Raw genomic sequence first — 19,092 nt, forward strand, 5'->3', positions numbered from 1 at the left:
CCTCCTCCATGGATCAGCTGAATAACCAATGTAGAATTTGTCAAAAATTGAAGAATATAATATGTATAAGTAAAAATCCACTTCTTGAAAAGAAAAAAAACCTCAGATTTCTCTGAGGTTTTGCTCCCCCTCTAGGGCTTGAACCTAGGACCCCATGATTAACAGTCATGTGCTCTAACCAACTGAGCTAAGGAGGAATTTTGTTTGTTTTGTCAACGCTTTCCGTTAACGTGATGCAAACATAACAGGATGTTTGATTTTTTCCAAACACTAACATCAAAAAAAATCAGCTTATCAGCCTTCAAAGATTTTTTAACCTATTAATCAGACACTTATTTTTTCATAAAAAAGAAAGAAATTTTCTTTATCTTCAAACATTAAAAAAAAACTCCCAATGAAAACCAAAATCCTCTTATTGGCTATTGCCTTATTTTCTTTCAGTCATGCATATTCGCAAAGCAAAATCAAAATCGCATGCGTGGGAAATAGCATCACACAAGGTCCTGGCAGAGATCACCAAGATAGCTACCCACTTCAGTTGCAGGAAATGATTGGCGATGAATACTTGGTCAAAAACTTTGGTGTAAGCGGTAGGACGCTGCTAAAAAAAGGGGACAAACCTTATTGGAACGAACCACAGTTCAAGCAAGTGAAGAGATTTTCTCCTGATATTCTAATTATCAAGCTGGGAACGAATGATTCCAAGCCTCAAAATTGGATACATAAAAAGGATTTCAAACAAGATTACCTAGATTTAATAGCAGCATTCAAAACGGCTATGCCACAAAATAGTCAAGTCTATATCTGCATCCCAGTACCTGTCGCAAAGGATAATTGGGGAATCAATGAAAAAGTAATGATAGAAGAAATCAGACCTCTTTTGCTCGAAATTTCAAATGAAACAGGTGCCAAAATCATTGACTTGCACAGCCCATTAAAAGAACGTCCAGACCTTCTCCCTGATGGCGTACACCCTAACACGGAAGGGCTGGGAATCATGGCACAGACCATCGCAACCGAAATTACTTCCTCTCGCTAAAATTGCTGAGGGACAGAGAACTCTAAGAATAAGTTTTATTTACTGAGTTTACTTGGCATTTTTTCTTATCGTTTTCAATCCTTGGACACGCTTCTTAATCGAAGTAAAGAGACCTCTCCTGCCGTCGAGGTGACATAATCATAGAAGCCCTGATTCTTGTATCTTGTTTTTCGCTTCTCGTTTCTTGCCACTCTGTCTCTCGCTTCTAATCTCTCGCTTCTCTTTTCACAGATTCCCCAAATCTAAAATCAACCCTCTTTAATCTAAAATCACAACTCAATCATCTCCAAGACAGGTTCTAAAGACATTCCTCCTGGATTCAACCCTGGCTTACCTTCTGGTATTTCTACACCCAATTTATCAAAATACTTTTCCCAGATGGGAAAGAGTTCTCCTGTACCAGGATCTTTGTAGGTCATTGGTTTGGGAGTAAAGAAGTCCTCTCCCCCATTTGCCGCCTTAAAGGAAAAATGTATCAATTCGGAGCAATAGAAAGCATCATTTTCAAAATCAAAAACTGAATCATACGGCTTACCCAAATGCTTTTGTGCTTCTTCAATGGCTGCTGGAATCAAATGTCTATACTCCTGATTCAATCTACCGACCATCACTTTAGGGTTTCCATTTGAGTCCACATGCTTATCCAAAAAACTATGAAGTGGTGTTTTACTGACACCTTTCCCAATGGCTTCCAAAACAAACCAATCTCCGGATTCCTTCATCAGTAATCCATTATGTGAAAAATCCCTACCATCATACCCTTGGGTAACTTTCCTAATTGCATCACAAAAATCACCACAATCTCCATCTTGAAAAAGGATATCTCCTTCTTGAAATTGAAATTCTGTGGTACAGGAAAAGCTGATTATAGCTAGGAAATATAGTACTAGAGAATACTTTAATCTCATTTGAATAAATATTTACAATTTGACAACCAAAGAGAAATAAAACAATGTAAGAAGTACAAAGAATGCTATCCGTTCTCTTTCGCACTTCACTTAACATAATCTTAAAATTTCTCAATCTTTCAATTTAACTATCAGTTGAAAATAGTAGCATCGGCCACGGCGGACAAGATTTATAAGGTACAAAGAATGCTATTTAACCACTCTCGTACGTCAGCTAACCTTCCAACTCTCTAACCTTCCAACCTTGCAATCCTTCTTTCAAATCACCAAGAAGAAAAAGAAAAGAGCTACACCCAACACCAAAATCATTTTTTTTGATTTATCCTTGACTGCTTCTGTGATTTTTCTTTTGCGAAGCACAAGAACTGCAATGCTGAGTCCAAAAAACTGTAAGGCTATCCCGACACCATTCAATGGCCCCATTGGCGCTTCCAAAACTTGATAATATGTATTTGCCAATGCCAAAAGACATAAAATGATCCCTGTCGCGCCAAATAAAAACGATCTTTGCAATAGCAAATCCTCGTCTTTTTCCATCCAATTCATATTTCTTTATTTAATAAATAATGCAACCAAAATGCTTTGGCTATAATTCAATTTACTTTTTCTTTTTGGAAAAATGCTTTTCAATCTCCTCAAGATTCAATGCATTGAAAGTCATATCGGCTGTCAAGCCTCCTTTTCTTCCTACCAAAACACCATAACGCATATCCGCATATCCTTCCATAGCATGCGCATCAGGATTGACAGAAAGCATAACTCCCTGCTCCAATGCATAATGAATCCAGCGCCAATCCAAGTCCAATCTCCAAGGATTTGCATTGATTTCAATAACTACACCGTTTGCCGCGCAGGCATCTATGATCACTTTATGGTCGATAGGATAACCTTCCCTTCTCAGTAGAAGTCTACCCGTAGGATGTCCAAGAATAGTTGTATGTGGATTTTCTATGGCTTTGAGCAAGCGTGCTGTGGCTTTTTTTCGATCCATACTCAACCCTGAATGGATCGAGGACACAATAAAATCAAAACTAGCCAACACTTCTCCTGGATAATCCAAACTACCGTCTGTCAAAATATCACTTTCTATCCCTTTGAAAATCTTGAAGGGAGCCAACTCTAGATTCAACTCATCGATTTCCCTTTGTTGCTTTTGTACTTTTTCGATATCCAATCCGCCAGCATAACTTGCTGTCCGGCTATGGTCAGAGATCCCCAAATACTCATATCCCAAGGACTTGCAATGCTCAGCCATCTGCCGCAAGGTATGCTTTCCATCACTGTAGGTAGAGTGATTGTGCAGGATTCCCTTTAGGTCTTTCTCTTCCAACAATGCCTTTTCTTCATCTTTTGCCCAGTCAAATTCGAAAAAACCCTCTCTCAATTCTTCAGGAATCCACCTAAAACCAGCTTTCTTATAAACTTCTTCTTCGGTCATAAAAGCTTCAGAATTCAGAATATCGATAAATGGCACATTCCCTTCCATTGGAAAAAGCAAATGCGCCTTGCAACCAGTTCTCAAGATTTTCTCTTTGATGAATTTTTCACTATCTGTGAAATGGATAATTATTTGCACTTCAGGATCAATGATCTTTCCTCTCCATTTGAAAGGACTGCTTCGCTTATAATCCTGCTCTATGTTAATTATTGAACCTAGTGCTTTGATGACTGTATCCTTATCCTCTACTGCAAAAAGCCATTCTACCTCAGTAATGATTTCCATTTTCCTGGCAAATTCACCTACAATAGCTTGAGTCTTTACATCTTTCAAAATCTTGAATTCATTATCCAAAGCAAGCACAGCCTCCTCTATATCGGCAAAGAGCCATTTTCCCTGATTTGACGCTTTAAATTCAAGCGCTTGGATAATACTTTCCTGCGTCTTCTCTCCAAAACCTTTTATTTTTGCCACTTGACCAGCTTGGCAAGCTTCCAAAAGTTCGTGCGTAGAAGTGATATTCATTTCTTCCCAAAGTATTTTTACTTTTTTTGGACCAAGGCCTTTCACTTCCAACACTTCCAAAATTCCCTTCGGAGTCTTTGCCAGCAATTCTTCTAGATAGGTATGCGTTTCAGTTGTATCCAAATGAAAAATCACTTCTGCAATACTCTTTCCTATTCCGGGGATTTTTTGGAGCTCTTCAAAGCTTTTTCCTTCTATAAAAATATCCTCACCTCTTTCTAAGGTATTGACAGCTGTTTGATAGCTGCGGATCTTGAATGTATTTTCGTCATGAAGCTCCATCAACTTAATGATGAGCTTGAGTTTCTTGATTATGCTTTTCTGATCCAATGTTTTGATGGGCTTAATTCACGATATAGACAAATGTCCTAATTAATTGTTTCAAAATAAAATCATAACGCTTAACTTAAGCAAATGATAGCAATAAAAACGCTATTCTTTCTTGCTGATAAAGTTCTAAACTTTGCCAAGAACAAAACAGAGCTAGATCAAGTAAAATATCAGAAACAAACCATGAAGTATCTATATTCCTTTTGCTTTTTTGCAATTATCTCTTCTAGCCTTTTTGGTCAAGTCGAGTTCACTCATAGATTAGAATTTGAAGCTGAATTTTTAGCAAACAATTTCATGACTTCTTTCTATAAGGATGGAATTATTGGTTTTAGAACAATGAAGGAGAAGGGTTTTAGTTCAAAACTGAATTTTGAGATGTTCACAGCTGATTTCGATCTTAACCAAGGGCCTTTAAAAAAAATGGCTGTACGTGACAATCACGAGTTAGCAGGGTACGATCTTGACGGGGAGATTTTCTATGTGCTATTTCAAAAACGAAATTCCACAATCGGTGAAGATCGATATATCATCGAAATCAATCTTGAGAATCATCAAACAAAAGAGTATAACCTCTCAAATGTACTGGACATGGAGCTCAAGGAGTTTTATGTAATGGAAGGAAAAGTGATTTTTATGGGAATTTCGGAATCTTTGCCTGTTTTGCAACTTTTTGACCTTTCGACAAACAATATTTTTACAGCACAAGGGATCTACTCAAAAAACACCGAAGTATTGCAATTGAGAAAAGATCACGAGCTTAAGGTTTTGGATGTATTGGTCAGCAAAAGAAACCAATATAAAGTGAAAGAGGTCTCTATACTGACTTTTGACATGGAGGGAAATAAATTACGGGAAGTAAATGTAGATCGACTGGATGATCCTAAACTCGAAATAATCGAAGGAATTCTAACACCTTTTCAAGAATATTCACAATCCCTTATCGGCACATTTGGAAAACAAAGGCAAGAAGCTTATCAGGGTATCTATTTGATAGATATCAACGAGTTTGGTGAGTCCACAAAAAAGTATTATACGTTAGAAGATTTCCCCAATTTTTATAATTATTTATCTGAGAAGCAGCAAGCAAGGAAAATCAAGTCTCTTGAAAAATCTCTCAATAAAGGTAAATCCCCAGATATTAGAGCTGCATTTTCAACAAGAGAAGTAATTACTTTGGGAAACGGTTATTTGATTTACAGCGATTTGTTCACTGCCAATAATCCACGGTATTATCCTCGGGATGGAGTCTATGCAAACAATATGTATAGAATGAATCAATTTGGCCCTATGTACAACTCGATGATGTTCAATGACCCTTATTTTTTAAGAGGATTGCCCTATGGCCCAGGTATGAACAATTACAGAGAAGGCGAATACAAATTTCATGCTGCCCAGTTGTTGTTACTTGACAATGATGGCAATATCATTTGGGACAACTCCCTCAAACTTCCCGGAAAGACTACAAACAATCCAGGGAAATTTGGGGAAATCAGTTTTACCGGAGAAAAATTGCACTTTATGTTTCTCGATAACAAAATGCTTTCTTTGAGCTATATTTATGATGGTGAATTGATTTTTGAAAATGAAACCTATGAGATTGCCTTGATTGATCAAAACGAGCGTATTCGGGAAACTGACGAAAACAGCCTGATGCTCTCTTGGTGGTATGACAACAACTATTTACTTTCTGGAAAACAAACAATTAGATTTCAGGATAACCAGAATAGACAAAGCACAAAGGATGTGTTTTTTTTGACGAAAATAGCTGTGAATGGAGCTTTATTTGATCCTGAAAAAGAGGATTAAAAAAATAAATTCACTGTGATTAAATTAAGCTGCTATTAAAAGTTGTTTTGATTTTTCAGAGTATTATCTCCATCCACCGGGACTTTTTTTGATCATTTTTTTATATTCAGACGGTGTCATGCCAGTTATTTTTTTGAATTGGGAAGAAAGGTGTTGGACTGAACTGTAGTCTAATTTGTAGGAAATTTCACTTAAGGAGATTTCTTCATAAAACAGCCACTCTTTTACTTTATCGATTTTTAGGGAAATGAAGAATTTTTCAATCGTCACCCCCTCCATGCTACTAAATAAGTGACTTAATTTACTATAATCTTCATTCAATAAAGATTTGATATGTTCGGACATACTAAATCCAGGAGGAACATCATCATTTTGCAATAGTTGGCGAAGAATTGTTTTTATTTTTTCTATTTTTTTGACATCCTTATCTTGGAGAATTTCGAAGCCCATTTTAACTAAACCCTCTTCTAGACTGGCCATAGCATCTTTGGTGGGTTTTTCTTTTATAAACACTTTCCCCAAAACCACCTTTTCAAAAGGAATATGTTGGTCTATCAATAGATTTTCTACGGCCATTACACATCTTGGGCATACCATATTTTTTATCTGCAGCTCTACCATCTAGCTAATTTAACCAAAGATTCCCATTGTGAAGGAATCTTGCTCGAAATCATTCAGAAATTGAATAGAAAACTCTATTTTGTGGCTACAAAATAAGCCCATTATGAATAGAGAAATTTTCGCTGATTCGCCTGTTGATTTTGATCGAAAAAACTATGGTGATGATACCTTACTTGATCTTTATCGATCCTTGCTTTTTCCAAGGAAAATAGAAGAGAAAATGTTGATATTACTCCGACAGGGAAAAATATCGAAGTGGTTCAGCGGCTGGGGTCAGGAAGCTATTTCCATAGGAGCTGTCAATGCACTGGATAAAGATGAGTTCATACTTCCAATGCATAGGAATCTGGGTATTTTCACAGGGAGAGGCATTCCTTTGGAAAGGCTATTCGCACAGTTTCAGGGAAAAAAATCAGGTTTTACCAAAGGCCGAGACAGGTCATTTCATTTTGGAAGTAGAGCGCACCATATAGTCGGAATGATATCCCATTTGGGACCTCAACTGGCTATTGCCGATGGAATCGGACTTGCAAATAAACTCTCACAAGAAGAGAAAGTCACACTTGTTTTTACTGGAGATGGTGCTAGTTCGGAGGGTGATTTTCATGAAGGACTCAATGTGGCTGCAGTTTGGAAACTGCCTGTCATCTTTGTAGTGGAGCACAATGGCTATGGATTGAGTACCCCAAGTGAAGAACAATTCGCTTTTCGGTATTTTACAGAAAAAGGGCCTGGATATGGAATGGAAACTGTCAGGGTAGATGGAAATAATGTACTGGAGGTATATGATTGCATCAAAAATCTAGCAGAAGATATCAGAAAAAACCCAAGGCCAGTATTGGTAGAGGCTATCACCTTTAGAATGAGGGGACACGAAGAAGCTTCAGGGACCAAATATGTTCCAAAAGAACTGATGAAAACGTGGTCCCTCAAAGATCCTGTAGAGAATTATGAGAAGTTTCTCTTGGAAACGGGTGTTTTGAGTAAAGAGAAAAATGAAGAAATGATTTCGGAAATCAAAGCTGCAATCAACAATGGACTTGATATTGCTTTTGCTGAAGAACCTGTAAAGCCAAATACAAAAGAAGAGTTAGAAGATCTATTTTTTCCATTTGAGCAAAAGAAAATCTATCCAGAAAGTGATCAAAAAACTGAAAAACGATTCATTGATGCAATCTCTGATGGCCTCAGGCAGTCAATGGAAAAGTACCCCAACTTGGTCTTGATGGGTCAGGATATAGGCGAATATGGAGGTGCTTTCAAAATCACGGATGGTTTCAAAGCAAAATTTGGCGCTGAGAGGGTAAGAAACACGCCACTTTGTGAAAGTGCAATCATAGGAGCTGGACTGGGGCTTTCTATGAAAGGTTACAAAGCCATGGTAGAAATGCAGTTTGCCGATTTTGTCACTGTGGGATTCAATCAGATTGTGAACAATCTTGCCAAAATCCATTATCGTTGGGGACAAAATGCAGATGTAGTTATCCGGATGCCCACAGGTGCAGGAGTTGCTGCAGGCCCATTCCATTCCCAATCCAATGAAGCGTGGTTTTTCCATACACCAGGATTGAAAATCGTCTATCCTTCCAATCCATATGATGCAAAAGGCTTGCTCAATGCAGCTTTGGAAGACCCTAACCCTTACCTGTATTTTGAGCATAAAGGACTTTATCGTTCTCTTTCAGCTGAAATCCCAGACGATTACTATACCATAGAAGTAGGAAAAGCCAAACTTGTGTCTGAAGGACAAGCAGTTTCCATTATTACCTACGGAATGGGAGTTCATTGGGCAAAAGGAGCAGTAGAAGAAATGAGAATTGATGCTGATATTCTTGATTTGAGAACGCTTCTTCCGTGGGACAAAGAAGCAGTCAAAGCGACAGTTGAAAAAACAGGGAAAGTAATTTTCCTTCAAGAAGATTGCCTGACTGGCGGAATTGGCAGTGAAATATGTGCGTGGATATCCGAAAATTGCTTTGAATTGCTAGATGCACCTGTGATGCGGGAAGGCAGTTTGGACACCCCAGTCCCTTTTGCCCCAAACCTAGAGAAAAATTTTCTTCCAGTAGAAAGATTCAAAGAAAAGCTAAAAAAATTAATTGACTATTGATAAGGATTTTTTGACAACAAGATTCGATATTTGAATAACCTTTGGACAAAAAAGGGCTTTTCTTCACAGAAAAGCCCTTTTCATTTTTTCTTCCACACTTACATTTCCAAATAGAAACTATCAAATAATTGATTTCAAAATCAAAAAGGAAGTTGAATTTCAAAAATAAATCAACAATTTTCCAATTATCAAGTGTTCGTGCTTTGGACAGACATTGACTACTTTGTTTTATAAAGGTTGTTGAAAAGCATTTTGAATGTACCATGAGCTTGTGCCCTGAAAGTAATTTCTGGACCGAAGGCATAAAGCTTTCCTTCTCCCACCGGTGCTTCAAATGCAACAATTCCATTTTTCAGATACGACTCACCCCAAGCCCATCCGCTTACCAAAGGTGATGTTTCATCAAACCATGCCAAAGGTTTTACTCCCTTTGCTGTAGCTTCATCAGTCAATCTAAATACTGGTGAATTATTGAAAATCATGTTTGCGGTATCTCCCATTCCATAATTAACACCACTTTTTTGATTGATATTTGCTTTTAAGATACTTCCAGGAATATAATATTTATCACCTGTCAGTCCTCGTTCTTTTCCATCATCTGTTTTTTCAACCAATGCATTTTCAACAGAAAGATCCAAGTGATAAGCCAAAGTAGTGGCTGCACCTACAGCAACGACATCTCCCCCATTCTCCAAGAAATTCATTATTGCTGGTATAGATTTATCTGTAGACAAAGTACCTAGCAATGAATGATATTCCGAGTCAATTTCATCAGGAATTGCTTGATTTCTAGATGGATAATCCCCTACTCCAGGAATTCCATTTCCAATAAACAATATTACATCATACTTCTTGTTCAAATCACCTTTGTCAATCTCTTGTGGATAGACAACTTCAAATGGAAAATTATACTGCTCTAGCATCCATCTAACCCATCCGGATGGCATAGAACCACCATAATAATCAAACAAGGCAATCCTCGAGGCTTTTACTTTATTCAGGGCCTGGGGTTTTGAAGCCGAAACAGGCTTGATCCCATATTCCTGAGCTGCCTTTTCAAGGATTTTTTTACCTTTGGAGCCAACATAGAAAGATCCTACGGGCAAGCCTTCTACTTCGGAGGTTGTTCTCTGAACTTCTACACCAGCCTTCAAAAGATCATTGACTGCGATAAACGAATTATTGACCCGCACATCGATCAAATAACCAGATCCATCCGCTAATTTTTGGGCTGGCATGGCTTGAATTTCTCCATATGGAACTTGCTCAAAAGAACCTTCAAAATCATCCAAAATCCTATCAAACTCAACTCCCATAGAAAATGCAAGCGTCCATCCAGCAGCATCATATGGCCTTACAGGAGGGCCTCCTGGGTATTGGAAGTCATTTGGATGGTCTTGGGGTTCAAACATATCCAAAACATGTGGCCTAAAAGCCTGAGCTGTTTTTACAATGTAAGAACCTGCTGGATAACTTTTTCCATTATGGGAAAAATCTGCAGAAGCCTTATGAACCATCACACCAGATTTTATCAATGCATTGATAAACTTGACCGCGGTAGGAAAATCCTTTTGGTTAGATGGTAAAACAAAAGCACGTGGATCTCGCAATGAAGGATCTTTGAAGACTTTGTCAAAATATTTGGTCGGAATCACTCCCCTTCTGGCATTATTTGATTCGGAATCTTTATCTGCATTATATGCTTCGGTGACTGCTGCCGCTCTTTTTGGATACTTTGTCCAAGAATCAGTATTGCCTTTATCTATGGCATTTTTCCCCATTTTGTAAATGTTAAACAAAAGGGCGTCTGAATTTCTTCTGGCATAATCCAATACAGCATAGTTCATCGAAACTGAGTAATCTATCGATTTTTTGAAATTCCAAGATTGAGGCTCTATTGGAAATGGCGTAGCATGGGTAGGAATCAATCTATCTGGTACCAAAGGAATACTAGAAGGCGTAGGGCTACCAGTAGTTTCAGTCAAGATTCCTATAATATTGTGAAAGTATGGAGTTGTTCTCAATCCACCGTTCCACCAAGAAGAAAAAACAGACCCACTCAATCTTGTATAACCCGGCTTATCTTCGGCGTTCAGACGATTGATCATTGCAGCACCGACTCCGTCCAAACTTGTCATGATCAAAGGATCGAAAACATGATTGAATGGATCTCTATAAGGAGGACCTGCTACCACTGTACCTGCTGGAGATGTTTGATGGTGATTATAGATAATCTGAGGGATCCATTCCACATATTGCTGAAGAGAAATATTAGTAGACTCTTTCATATTATTCATGAAAAAATCCCTGTTATTGTCATGTCCTACATATTTTTGATACATATAAGGACTTCTCATATTCCTTTTTTCCAAATCCTCTTGCCCCATAAACCAATTTGTGACAATCTCTTGTCCATCAGGGTTCACATGCACCAATAGAATGATCAAATCATCCAAAAGCTGTAAAGTCTCAGGGTCATTTTTAGAAACCAACTGATAGTAAGTTTCGATCAATTGATGGGAAGCAACTGTCTCTGTGGAATGTAAGCCTCCATCAATCCAAACTACTGGTTTCCCTTCCAATGAAAGCTTTTTTGCTTCTGATTCAGAAACTTCTGCACGACCTAGGAGCTGGGATATTTCTTTGTATCTGGCTAGTTTTTGGTGATTCGCAGGGGATGTTATGATCATCATTGGCATCTGACGGCCTTCCTCTGTCGGACCTATCTCTACGAATTTTACCCGATCTGAAACTGCTGCAACTTTTCTGAAGTAGGCATCTGTAGCTTCATAAGTGGCAAGCTGATAGTCATCACCAATCTCAAATCCAAAATGCTCTTTTGGTGTTGGGATCTGCTGTGCCTTACTCACAGCGACTGACATCATCACAAAAGCAAACAGAATGTATATTTTTCTCATAGTATTGTTTTTTATTGCTATTCTAAAAATACAGGCTGAAACTTCCACATCAAAACACCCATCTATGATCGGAGTTAATTAGGTTTGATTGGTATGGAATAAACTTGCTGGAAGGTCAAGAAAGATGCTTTCTAAAGTTTTTATATAAGGGTAGCAAATTTTAATTTAAAATTTTGGCCTTTGGGGACACTGAATATAGGAATCATTCTTTGGTCTGTGAGGACACAGACCAAAGGACCAACTTTCCATATGCTTAAATCTCTTTTTGCATATAGAAACGTATATTAAGATGTTGTTTTGCAACAATTCATCTATACTATCTGTTTGTTCCTTGATAGGTGAACAAAAAATCTATAAAATACAATTACTCCTCAATCAATTTCATTTATGAAAAATACAATTCATCAATTCATAATTACGCTGACAGTTATGTTCATGATCAATTTAGCTTCTTGTTCCGAAGCCAAAAACGGATCAGACAAATTGGTGGAAAATGAAACTAAAGATACTTACGCTGGCCCTGTCGAAAAGGCAACTTTTGCCGGCGGTTGCTTTTGGTGTATAGAAGCCCCTTTCGAAAATGTCGCCGGTGTAGTATCAGTGGTCTCTGGATACAGCGGTGGAAAAGAAAAAAATCCAACATATGCCGATGTAAGTGCTGGAAAAACAAGTCATAAAGAGGCAGTCCAAATCACCTACAATCCAGAAGTAATCAGTTATTCAGAGATCGTGGAAATTTTTTGGCAACAATTTGATCCTACTGATGCAGGCGGATCATTTTATGACAGAGGTTCTCAATATGAATCTGCAATATTTTTCCACAATACCACCCAAAAGAAAGTCGCTGAAGAATCTAAACAAAAACTTGATAAATCAGGGATTTTTCAGAAACCCATCGTCACACCTATCGTGAAGTATGACACTTTCTATGAAGCGGAAGCATATCATCAGGATTATTACAAAAAAAATCCAGATGAATATTATGCTTATCGCAAAGGTTCTGGAAGAGATGCATTCATCGCTGAACATTGGCCTTCAAAGCTAGAAGATAAATATACCCGGCCGTCAAAATCGGAGTTAAAGAAGACACTCGATGAACTCCAATATGCCGTTACGATGAACAATGAAACGGAAATTTCCTTTTCGAATCTTTACAATGAAAATAAAGAAAAAGGAATATATGTATGTATCGTATCTGGAGCCCCATTATTCAGCTCAGCCGATAAATATGAGTCCTATTCAGGATGGCCCAGCTTTACAAAGCCAATCGATGCAAGGTTGATAGATAAACCTACTGATGAAGAATATGGAATGATAAGGGTCGAAGTCAGAAGTAAACTAGGTGACTCACATCTTGGTCATGTGTTTTTTGATGGACCCAAACCAACTAATTTGAGATATTGCATGAATTCAGCAGCGATGCGATTTGTTGCCAAAGAAAACATGGAAAAGGAAGGCTATGGACAGTATGTGTGGTTGGTAGATTAAACTCTAAATTACCCGCAATGACATCAGAAGGTGAATTCTCAGATGAAATTACGCTGCTGACGATTGTTGACTATCGACAGCAGCAAAATTGATCTTGCCTGAATTTGGTTTACACATTATTATCCAGAGTCAGGTTTTGATTCTTGGTTTAACTCTGTATCCGCTTTCTTACTAATAGCGATTAATAATATAGTATGAAGTTCATTTCAATCAGCTGTGGTCTTAAGACTGTAGAGGCTGTTGACGAATTCAAGGTATTTATTTTATAAAATGTAGATACTGGTGTATTAAAGATGAAACACATATTAAACCATATATGAATAGCTTATTTGCAGACAAACAACCAATTACCATCATAAACACTTTCGGAGAAGTTGATTATATACCCGATTTTTTCAATAATTCAGATAGTGATGCATTTCTCAAAGCATTGATAGAAGACATCGAATGGGTGCAAGAGCCAATATGGATGTTTGGAAAAAAAATAATGCAACCTAGACTGACTGCACTCTATGGAGACCCATATATCCCCTATCGGTATTCGGGCATTGAAATGACTGCTCATAACTGGATCAAACCATTACTGAGGATCAAAGATGAAATAGAGGCCTTTTGTGGAAGTGAATTCTCACATGTCTTGCTGAATTATTATAGAAATGGTCAAGATAGTATGGGTTGGCATAGAGACAACGAAAAATCACTCGGTGAAAATCCCTTGATTGCATCAGTAAGCTTTGGGATTGACCGAGAATTTCAATTTAGAAAATACGAAGACAAGCAATCCAAAAAGGCAGTAAATCTTACCCATGGTTCTTTGCTCTTGATGAAAGGCAAGACACAGCAATTTTGGGAACATCAATTACCAAAAAGCAAAAAAATAAAAAATCCAAGAATCAATCTGACTTTCAGAAAGATTCTTGGATGACTTGATTGAAAATCATAAGGATTTCCACAATGATTTAAGCTTGCATTTCTGTGGCTTAAATTGAAGTGGATACGCAACTCGCTATATTTTGCAAAAGAAATCCACTTGTGGAAAACAGCGAAAAGTCGTTAATTTTAAAAGGTCTATTTGACCTAATTAAAAGGAGTTCCTTCAGACTCTTTTTTGGCATCTGACACGTCCAAGACCTCAATCACAACATACTCACTTGCACCTCTCCAAGGCACTGGATGAAGATATTCTTTGTAGCGAAGTTCTACGAATCTCCCACTTGCCCTTTCCAATTTTTGCGCTACATCATCACCTTGGGCACTAAATCTAAATTCATTGCTCTGCAGAGCTCCAGCCGTTGGACTTTGGAAACCTTCCTGCACCAATCTACCTTCCCATGTTTTGAAAGCAAAACCTTTTTTCTCAAAGTAGTTTAAATTTCCAGCCTTTACACCTTCACTGAAGACAAAAAAGTATCGCCAATAAACGACGGCTGAAAGTACCACAACTAAGACTAAAATCCCGATTTTTACATACTTGTTCATACTTTACATTTTTTGAGTCTATATATAGTTTTTGTTTTTTATTAATTCATTCTATCTAAAATTTCAAAACGGGAAGAATTACTCACATATTCAGGCACTATTGTCTTTAAATGCGACACAAGTGCATTTTCAGTGTCAGTTCCAATTAATTTATTAAGCAAAGAAAACTGTCCCTCAATCTTCAAAAAATTTACAGGAGTGACTTTTGCAATTAAAATTTTTGGATGATGCGTTATCTTTACTGTCTCAGAATCATTCAGCAATTCCTCAAACAACTTCTCCCCTTCTCTCAAACCAGTAAATTCAATCTTTATTTCCTCGTAATTTTTCTTACCACTCAGCTGTATCATTTTTCTTGCCAAATCTAATATTTTCAGAGGTTGTCCCATATCAAATACAAAAATTTCTCCTCCACTACCCATAGCACCCGCTTCCAACACAAGCTGGCAAGCTTCAGGTATGGTCATAAAATACCGGGTGATCTCAGGATGTGTCACAGTCAATGGCCCTCCTCTCAGAATTTGGTTTTTGAAAAGTGGAATCACAGACCCACTAGAACCAAGTACATTGCCGAATCTGGTTGTGATAAACTTGGTGTAACGCTCCTGATGATTAGCCTCCAAATAGGAATTCAAAGACTGCACATAAATCTCCGCCGCTCTTTTGGTCGCTCCCATTACATTGGTGGGATTTACGGCTTTATCAGTGCTGACCAAGACAAATTTCTCTACTTTAGCCAATACAGCCAAGTCTGCCAAAATTTGTGTTCCCAAAATATTACACTTAATGGATTCTTCTGGATAATTTTCCATCATTGGAACGTGCTTATACGCTGCTGCATGAAAAATCACTTGAGGTTTATGATTTCTGAGTATAATATTCATTTTTCTCCTATCCCTCACATCAGAAAGAATCACTTTATGATTGACCTCCAAATCACCTTGCTTCAATTCCTGATCCAAGTCATACAAAGCTGATTCTGCTTGATCAAGAAGAATCAATAATTTTGGTTTGTAATAAGCTATTTGACGACTAAGTTCGCTTCCAATTGTGCCTGCAGCCCCTGTGACCAAAATAACTTTATCTTTGATATCTTCATTGATATGCTTTTTGTCCAGGGAAATTTGATCTCTACCCAAAAGATCCTCGATCTTGACATCCCTGATTGCTTGTGCTTGAAGCCCTCCATTGACCCAATGCCTTATAGGTGGGACAATGCTGACATGCAAGTTTAGCTTCAAACATGCATCTGTGATCTCTCTTTTCCTTTGAACAGAAATATCCTGAATAGCAATAATCAGTTCTGTTACATTATATTTTTGGGTCAATTCCTCCAATCGATCTAATCCTCTGTACACCACCATTCCATCTATTTGCTTTCCTTCTTTCTTAGGATCATCATCCAAAAAACCATGGATAAACAAATTTGTGTTGCTATCTCTTTTGATGACTTCCAGTGTGATGACACCTGCTTCTCCCGCTCCAAAAATCACTCCTACCCTTAAATCCTCTTCTATCCCAATGCTTTTAACATAAAGCCATAATTCCTTGATCAAAAACCTGTACATCACCAGAAAAACCAATGACAGCAATGATGCAATTATCAATACCGATATTGAAATATAGCTTTCGTAGTCAAACAAATACACTGCTCCTATATTAATGAAGGTCACCAGTAGAATCGTAAAAATCACTGTCTTGAATAGGTTGATGATATCTTTGATTCCAAACAATCTTACAATCCCATCATAACTTTTGAAAAAAAGCATCACAACAATACCTGAACATACATATATGGCTAAGCCAGAAAAATTCCTATAAACATCTTGTTCCGAAAAATCAAAATTGAACCGGATAAGAAATCCCGAAAGTACTGACAGAAATAAAATAAAAGCATCTATCATTAAGATCACCCACTTTGGCATGATCCGAAGATTCTTAACATGATGCTTAATTTTAAACATATTTACAATTGACAGATTGAATATAAAAAGCTTTTCACAAATTCATTCAAATTGTATACAAATTTATTATTTCAAACTAGTTCCGATCCATGTGAGCCCATCACCTATACTTTTATGAACAACACTTCCTGCCCCAACCACACACCACCTCCCAATGGAAACCCCAGGGAGTATCACCGATTTGGCACCTATCATACTCCCTTCTCCTATCGAGACACCACCACATAAGGTCGCACCTGGACCTATATGAGCGTAATCATCAATTTTGCAATCGTGGTCTACAGTTGAGGCTGTATTGATGATCACATGATTCCCAATTGTAGTATCCACTTTCACTATCGTATTTTCCATAAAAACAGATCCATCACCAATTTTTACAGATTTTGATAGAATAGCCGATCCATGATGTAGGGTTTGGAAATTCATTCTCATAAGTTTTCCCGTGACTATTTGCTTCCTGATTGCGTTGCTCCCAATACCAAGGACGTAAGGGAAATCATTTGGTAAGTTTTGCATAGCGGAATGAAAAACTCTGAATTCCAAAACTTTAAGTTTGTTGGGATCATCATCAAAAACGCCTTTTATCAAAGAACTATCTTCAATAAGGTCTATCAATGCTTTCGCATGCCCTGAAGCTCCGTAGATATACATGCTATTAATTTTATTAATTTGAATTTTCACGACCCGTAAATTTCCCAACGGTGACATGGCCTTGTTGGGACACACCCTTTCCACTTATCACATTGCCAAATGTCAAGAGCAATATTTTCAAATCAAGGATAAAACCCACATTTTCGACATACCAAACATCCAAGTCAAATTTTTTTGCCCAAGAAATTGCATTTCGCCCATTAATCTGAGCCCAACCTGTAATACCAGGCTTCACCCTGTGCCTTAAACCTTGCTTTTGGCTGTAAAGAGGCAAATACTCAACCAATAGCGGCCGAGGTCCCACCATACTCATTTCACCTCTTATTACATTCATCAATTGAGGCAACTCATCAAATGAAGTCTTTCTGATAAACCTGCCCATTTTGGTAATACGCAAAGTATCTGAAAGTGGATTGCCATCAAGATCAAAGATATCATTCATTGTCTTGAATTTGATAATCCTAAAGATCTCACCATTCAACCCCGGTCTATTTTGAAAGTAAAATACCGAACCTTTATTGTTCCAAAACAATAAAACCCAAATCAATACAAATATTGGCGAAAATAACAGAAACAAGAAAACAGCAACAAGCAGATCCAGTGTCCGCTTCCCGTATCGTTTATACATTTGGACTTGCTTTTTTTTGATGAAGTGCTGCTATTACCTTTACCACGTGAAGCTGATCTTCCATAGTCAGATGCGAACTGCTTGGAAGACATAGACCTTTATCATAAATCTTTTCCGCTATGTCTGTTCCATAATATGGAAAATCCTTAAAAACCATCTGCAAATGCAAAGGTTTCCAAAGATAGCGACTCTCTATTTGCTCCTTCTCCAAAGCAATCCTTAAATCTTCTCTATTGTATTCAGCTTTCTGTGAATCAATCTGTATCGCAGTCAACCACCTGTTTGAAAAAACATACGCTGGTTCTGCCAAAAAAGAAATCTCAGAAAAATCATCCAGCATCTTTTGATAGTTTGCAAAAACAGCTCTCCTTTGGGAGATTTTTTGATCTAGTGTCTCTAACTGTGCCAATCCAATTGCAGCAGGAATGGTTCCCATTCTATAGTTATAGCCTACAGCATGGTGTTCGAAATAATGGACTTTTTCTCTTGCTTGGGTGGATAGATACCTTCCTTTTTCCAACAAATCTAGATTTTTAGATACCAAAGCTCCACCACCACCCGTTGAAATAATTTTGTTTCCATTAAATGAAAAAACACCAAACTCTCCAAATGTGCCACATGCCTTCCCTTTATAACTCGAACCCAAAGACTCAGCAGCATCCTCCAAAATCGGTATTTCGTATTTCATTGACAATGCACATAATTCATCATATTTTGCCGGCACACCAAAAAGATCTACTATGATGATTGCTCTCGGTTTTTTTCCAAATTTCATACGGTCAATGATAGCCTCTTCCAATGCTATTGGACACATATTCCAAGTATCCTCCTCACTATCAACAAAAATAGGCTTCGCACCCAAATAAACAATTGGATTGGCAGAGGCACAGAAAGTGAAGGATTGGCAAATAACTTCATCTCCTTCTTTCACATTCAGAAGTATCAATGCCAAATGGATTGCCGAAGTTCCTGAATTCAAAGCAATAAGTTTGTGGGGATCTAGCAGGGGAGTAAAGGCCTTTTCGAACCTATCCAAAAAAGTGCCACCTGCAGCTATATAAGGGGACTGAAGTACTTCTTCTACATACTTTTTCTCATTCCCTTCCAAAAGTGGGGATGACAATAAAATAGGATTTGACATGTATTCTGGGTGAAATATTCCCGAATGTACAGCAAAGAATATA

Annotated in this window: 15 protein-coding genes and 1 tRNA gene; 5 read left to right on the forward strand and 11 right to left on the reverse strand. The window is 37.7% G+C overall.

Going from position 1 to position 19,092, the window contains the following annotated elements; translation table 11 throughout:
• Window positions 1–123: 123 nt before the first annotated feature.
• Window positions 124–197, reverse strand: a tRNA-Asn gene (locus MM236_RS09960).
• A gap of 197 nt (window positions 198–394) precedes the next feature.
• Here MM236_RS09960 and MM236_RS09965 point away from each other — a divergent pair.
• A complete protein-coding gene (locus MM236_RS09965; RefSeq protein WP_241274831.1) occupies window positions 395–1,039 on the forward strand; it encodes a GDSL-type esterase/lipase family protein in 645 nt (214 codons plus the stop codon).
• Window positions 1,040–1,308: 269 nt separating this feature from the next.
• Here the strand turns inward: MM236_RS09965 and MM236_RS09970 are convergent, their stop codons facing one another.
• The 3 genes from MM236_RS09970 to MM236_RS09980 form a co-directional block, all read right to left on the reverse strand.
• The gene (locus tag MM236_RS09970; protein ID WP_241274832.1) at window positions 1,309–1,947 is read right to left on the reverse strand and encodes a YiiX/YebB-like N1pC/P60 family cysteine hydrolase; all 639 of its coding nucleotides are present in this window, start codon (window positions 1,945–1,947) and stop codon (window positions 1,309–1,311) included.
• A 258-nt stretch (window positions 1,948–2,205) separates the two neighbouring features.
• On the reverse strand, window positions 2,206–2,493 hold the full coding sequence (locus tag MM236_RS09975) for a hypothetical protein (RefSeq protein ID WP_241274833.1): 288 nt from the start codon (window positions 2,491–2,493) through the stop codon (window positions 2,206–2,208).
• A gap of 52 nt (window positions 2,494–2,545) precedes the next feature.
• Window positions 2,546–4,192, reverse strand: a complete 1,647-nt coding sequence (locus MM236_RS09980; RefSeq protein ID WP_241274990.1) for a DNA polymerase/3'-5' exonuclease PolX — start codon at window positions 4,190–4,192, stop codon at window positions 2,546–2,548.
• Window positions 4,193–4,324: 132 nt separating this feature from the next.
• Between MM236_RS09980 and MM236_RS09985 the strand changes: the two genes are divergently transcribed.
• A complete protein-coding gene (locus tag MM236_RS09985; protein WP_241274834.1) occupies window positions 4,325–6,049 on the forward strand; it encodes a transcriptional regulator in 1,725 nt (574 codons plus the stop codon).
• A 63-nt stretch (window positions 6,050–6,112) separates the two neighbouring features.
• On the opposite strand, the gene MM236_RS09990 is transcribed toward MM236_RS09985, so the two are convergent.
• Window positions 6,113–6,670 (reverse strand): AraC family transcriptional regulator, encoded by a 558-nt coding sequence (locus MM236_RS09990; protein WP_241274835.1) that lies wholly within the window; start codon window positions 6,668–6,670, stop codon window positions 6,113–6,115.
• Between the two features lie 103 nt (window positions 6,671–6,773).
• Here MM236_RS09990 and MM236_RS09995 point away from each other — a divergent pair, with 103 nt between their 5' ends.
• Window positions 6,774–8,780 carry an alpha-ketoacid dehydrogenase subunit alpha/beta gene (locus tag MM236_RS09995; RefSeq protein ID WP_241274836.1) on the forward strand — a complete coding sequence of 669 codons (2,007 nt, stop codon included), beginning with the start codon at window positions 6,774–6,776 and terminating at the stop codon, window positions 8,778–8,780.
• Window positions 8,781–8,998: 218 nt separating this feature from the next.
• Here the strand turns inward: MM236_RS09995 and MM236_RS10000 are convergent, their stop codons facing one another.
• Window positions 8,999–11,698: a M14 family metallopeptidase gene (locus MM236_RS10000; protein WP_241274837.1), complete on the reverse strand. Its 2,700-nt coding sequence runs from the start codon at window positions 11,696–11,698 to the stop codon at window positions 8,999–9,001.
• A 387-nt stretch (window positions 11,699–12,085) separates the two neighbouring features.
• Between MM236_RS10000 and msrA the strand changes: the two genes are divergently transcribed.
• Together msrA and MM236_RS10010 are read left to right on the forward strand one after the other, a co-directional pair.
• The gene (gene msrA / locus MM236_RS10005; RefSeq protein ID WP_241274838.1) at window positions 12,086–13,186 is read left to right on the forward strand and encodes a peptide-methionine (S)-S-oxide reductase MsrA; all 1,101 of its coding nucleotides are present in this window, start codon (window positions 12,086–12,088) and stop codon (window positions 13,184–13,186) included.
• Between the two features lie 316 nt (window positions 13,187–13,502).
• Window positions 13,503–14,111, forward strand: a complete 609-nt coding sequence (locus tag MM236_RS10010; RefSeq protein ID WP_241274839.1) for an alpha-ketoglutarate-dependent dioxygenase AlkB family protein — start codon at window positions 13,503–13,505, stop codon at window positions 14,109–14,111.
• A gap of 152 nt (window positions 14,112–14,263) precedes the next feature.
• Here the strand turns inward: MM236_RS10010 and MM236_RS10015 are convergent, their stop codons facing one another.
• The 5 genes from MM236_RS10015 to MM236_RS10035 form a co-directional block, all read right to left on the reverse strand.
• Window positions 14,264–14,665: a hypothetical protein gene (locus MM236_RS10015; RefSeq protein WP_241274840.1), complete on the reverse strand. Its 402-nt coding sequence runs from the start codon at window positions 14,663–14,665 to the stop codon at window positions 14,264–14,266.
• Window positions 14,666–14,706: 41 nt separating this feature from the next.
• On the reverse strand, window positions 14,707–16,629 hold the full coding sequence (locus tag MM236_RS10020; RefSeq protein ID WP_241274841.1) for a polysaccharide biosynthesis protein: 1,923 nt from the start codon (window positions 16,627–16,629) through the stop codon (window positions 14,707–14,709).
• Window positions 16,630–16,695: 66 nt separating this feature from the next.
• Window positions 16,696–17,280 carry an acetyltransferase gene (locus MM236_RS10025; RefSeq protein ID WP_241274842.1) on the reverse strand — a complete coding sequence of 195 codons (585 nt, stop codon included), beginning with the start codon at window positions 17,278–17,280 and terminating at the stop codon, window positions 16,696–16,698.
• A gap of 13 nt (window positions 17,281–17,293) precedes the next feature.
• Complete coding sequence (locus MM236_RS10030) at window positions 17,294–17,908, reverse strand: sugar transferase (protein ID WP_241274843.1); 615 nt, start codon at window positions 17,906–17,908, stop codon at window positions 17,294–17,296.
• Window positions 17,901–19,049 carry a DegT/DnrJ/EryC1/StrS family aminotransferase gene (locus tag MM236_RS10035; protein ID WP_241274844.1) on the reverse strand — a complete coding sequence of 383 codons (1,149 nt, stop codon included), beginning with the start codon at window positions 19,047–19,049 and terminating at the stop codon, window positions 17,901–17,903. The genes MM236_RS10030 and MM236_RS10035 overlap by 8 nt, the downstream gene beginning before the upstream one ends.
• Window positions 19,050–19,092: the final 43 nt, after the last annotated feature.

Origin of the sequence: Belliella calami (genome assembly GCF_022549695.1) — a bacterium.
GTDB classification, from domain to species: domain Bacteria; phylum Bacteroidota; class Bacteroidia; order Cytophagales; family Cyclobacteriaceae; genus Belliella; species Belliella calami.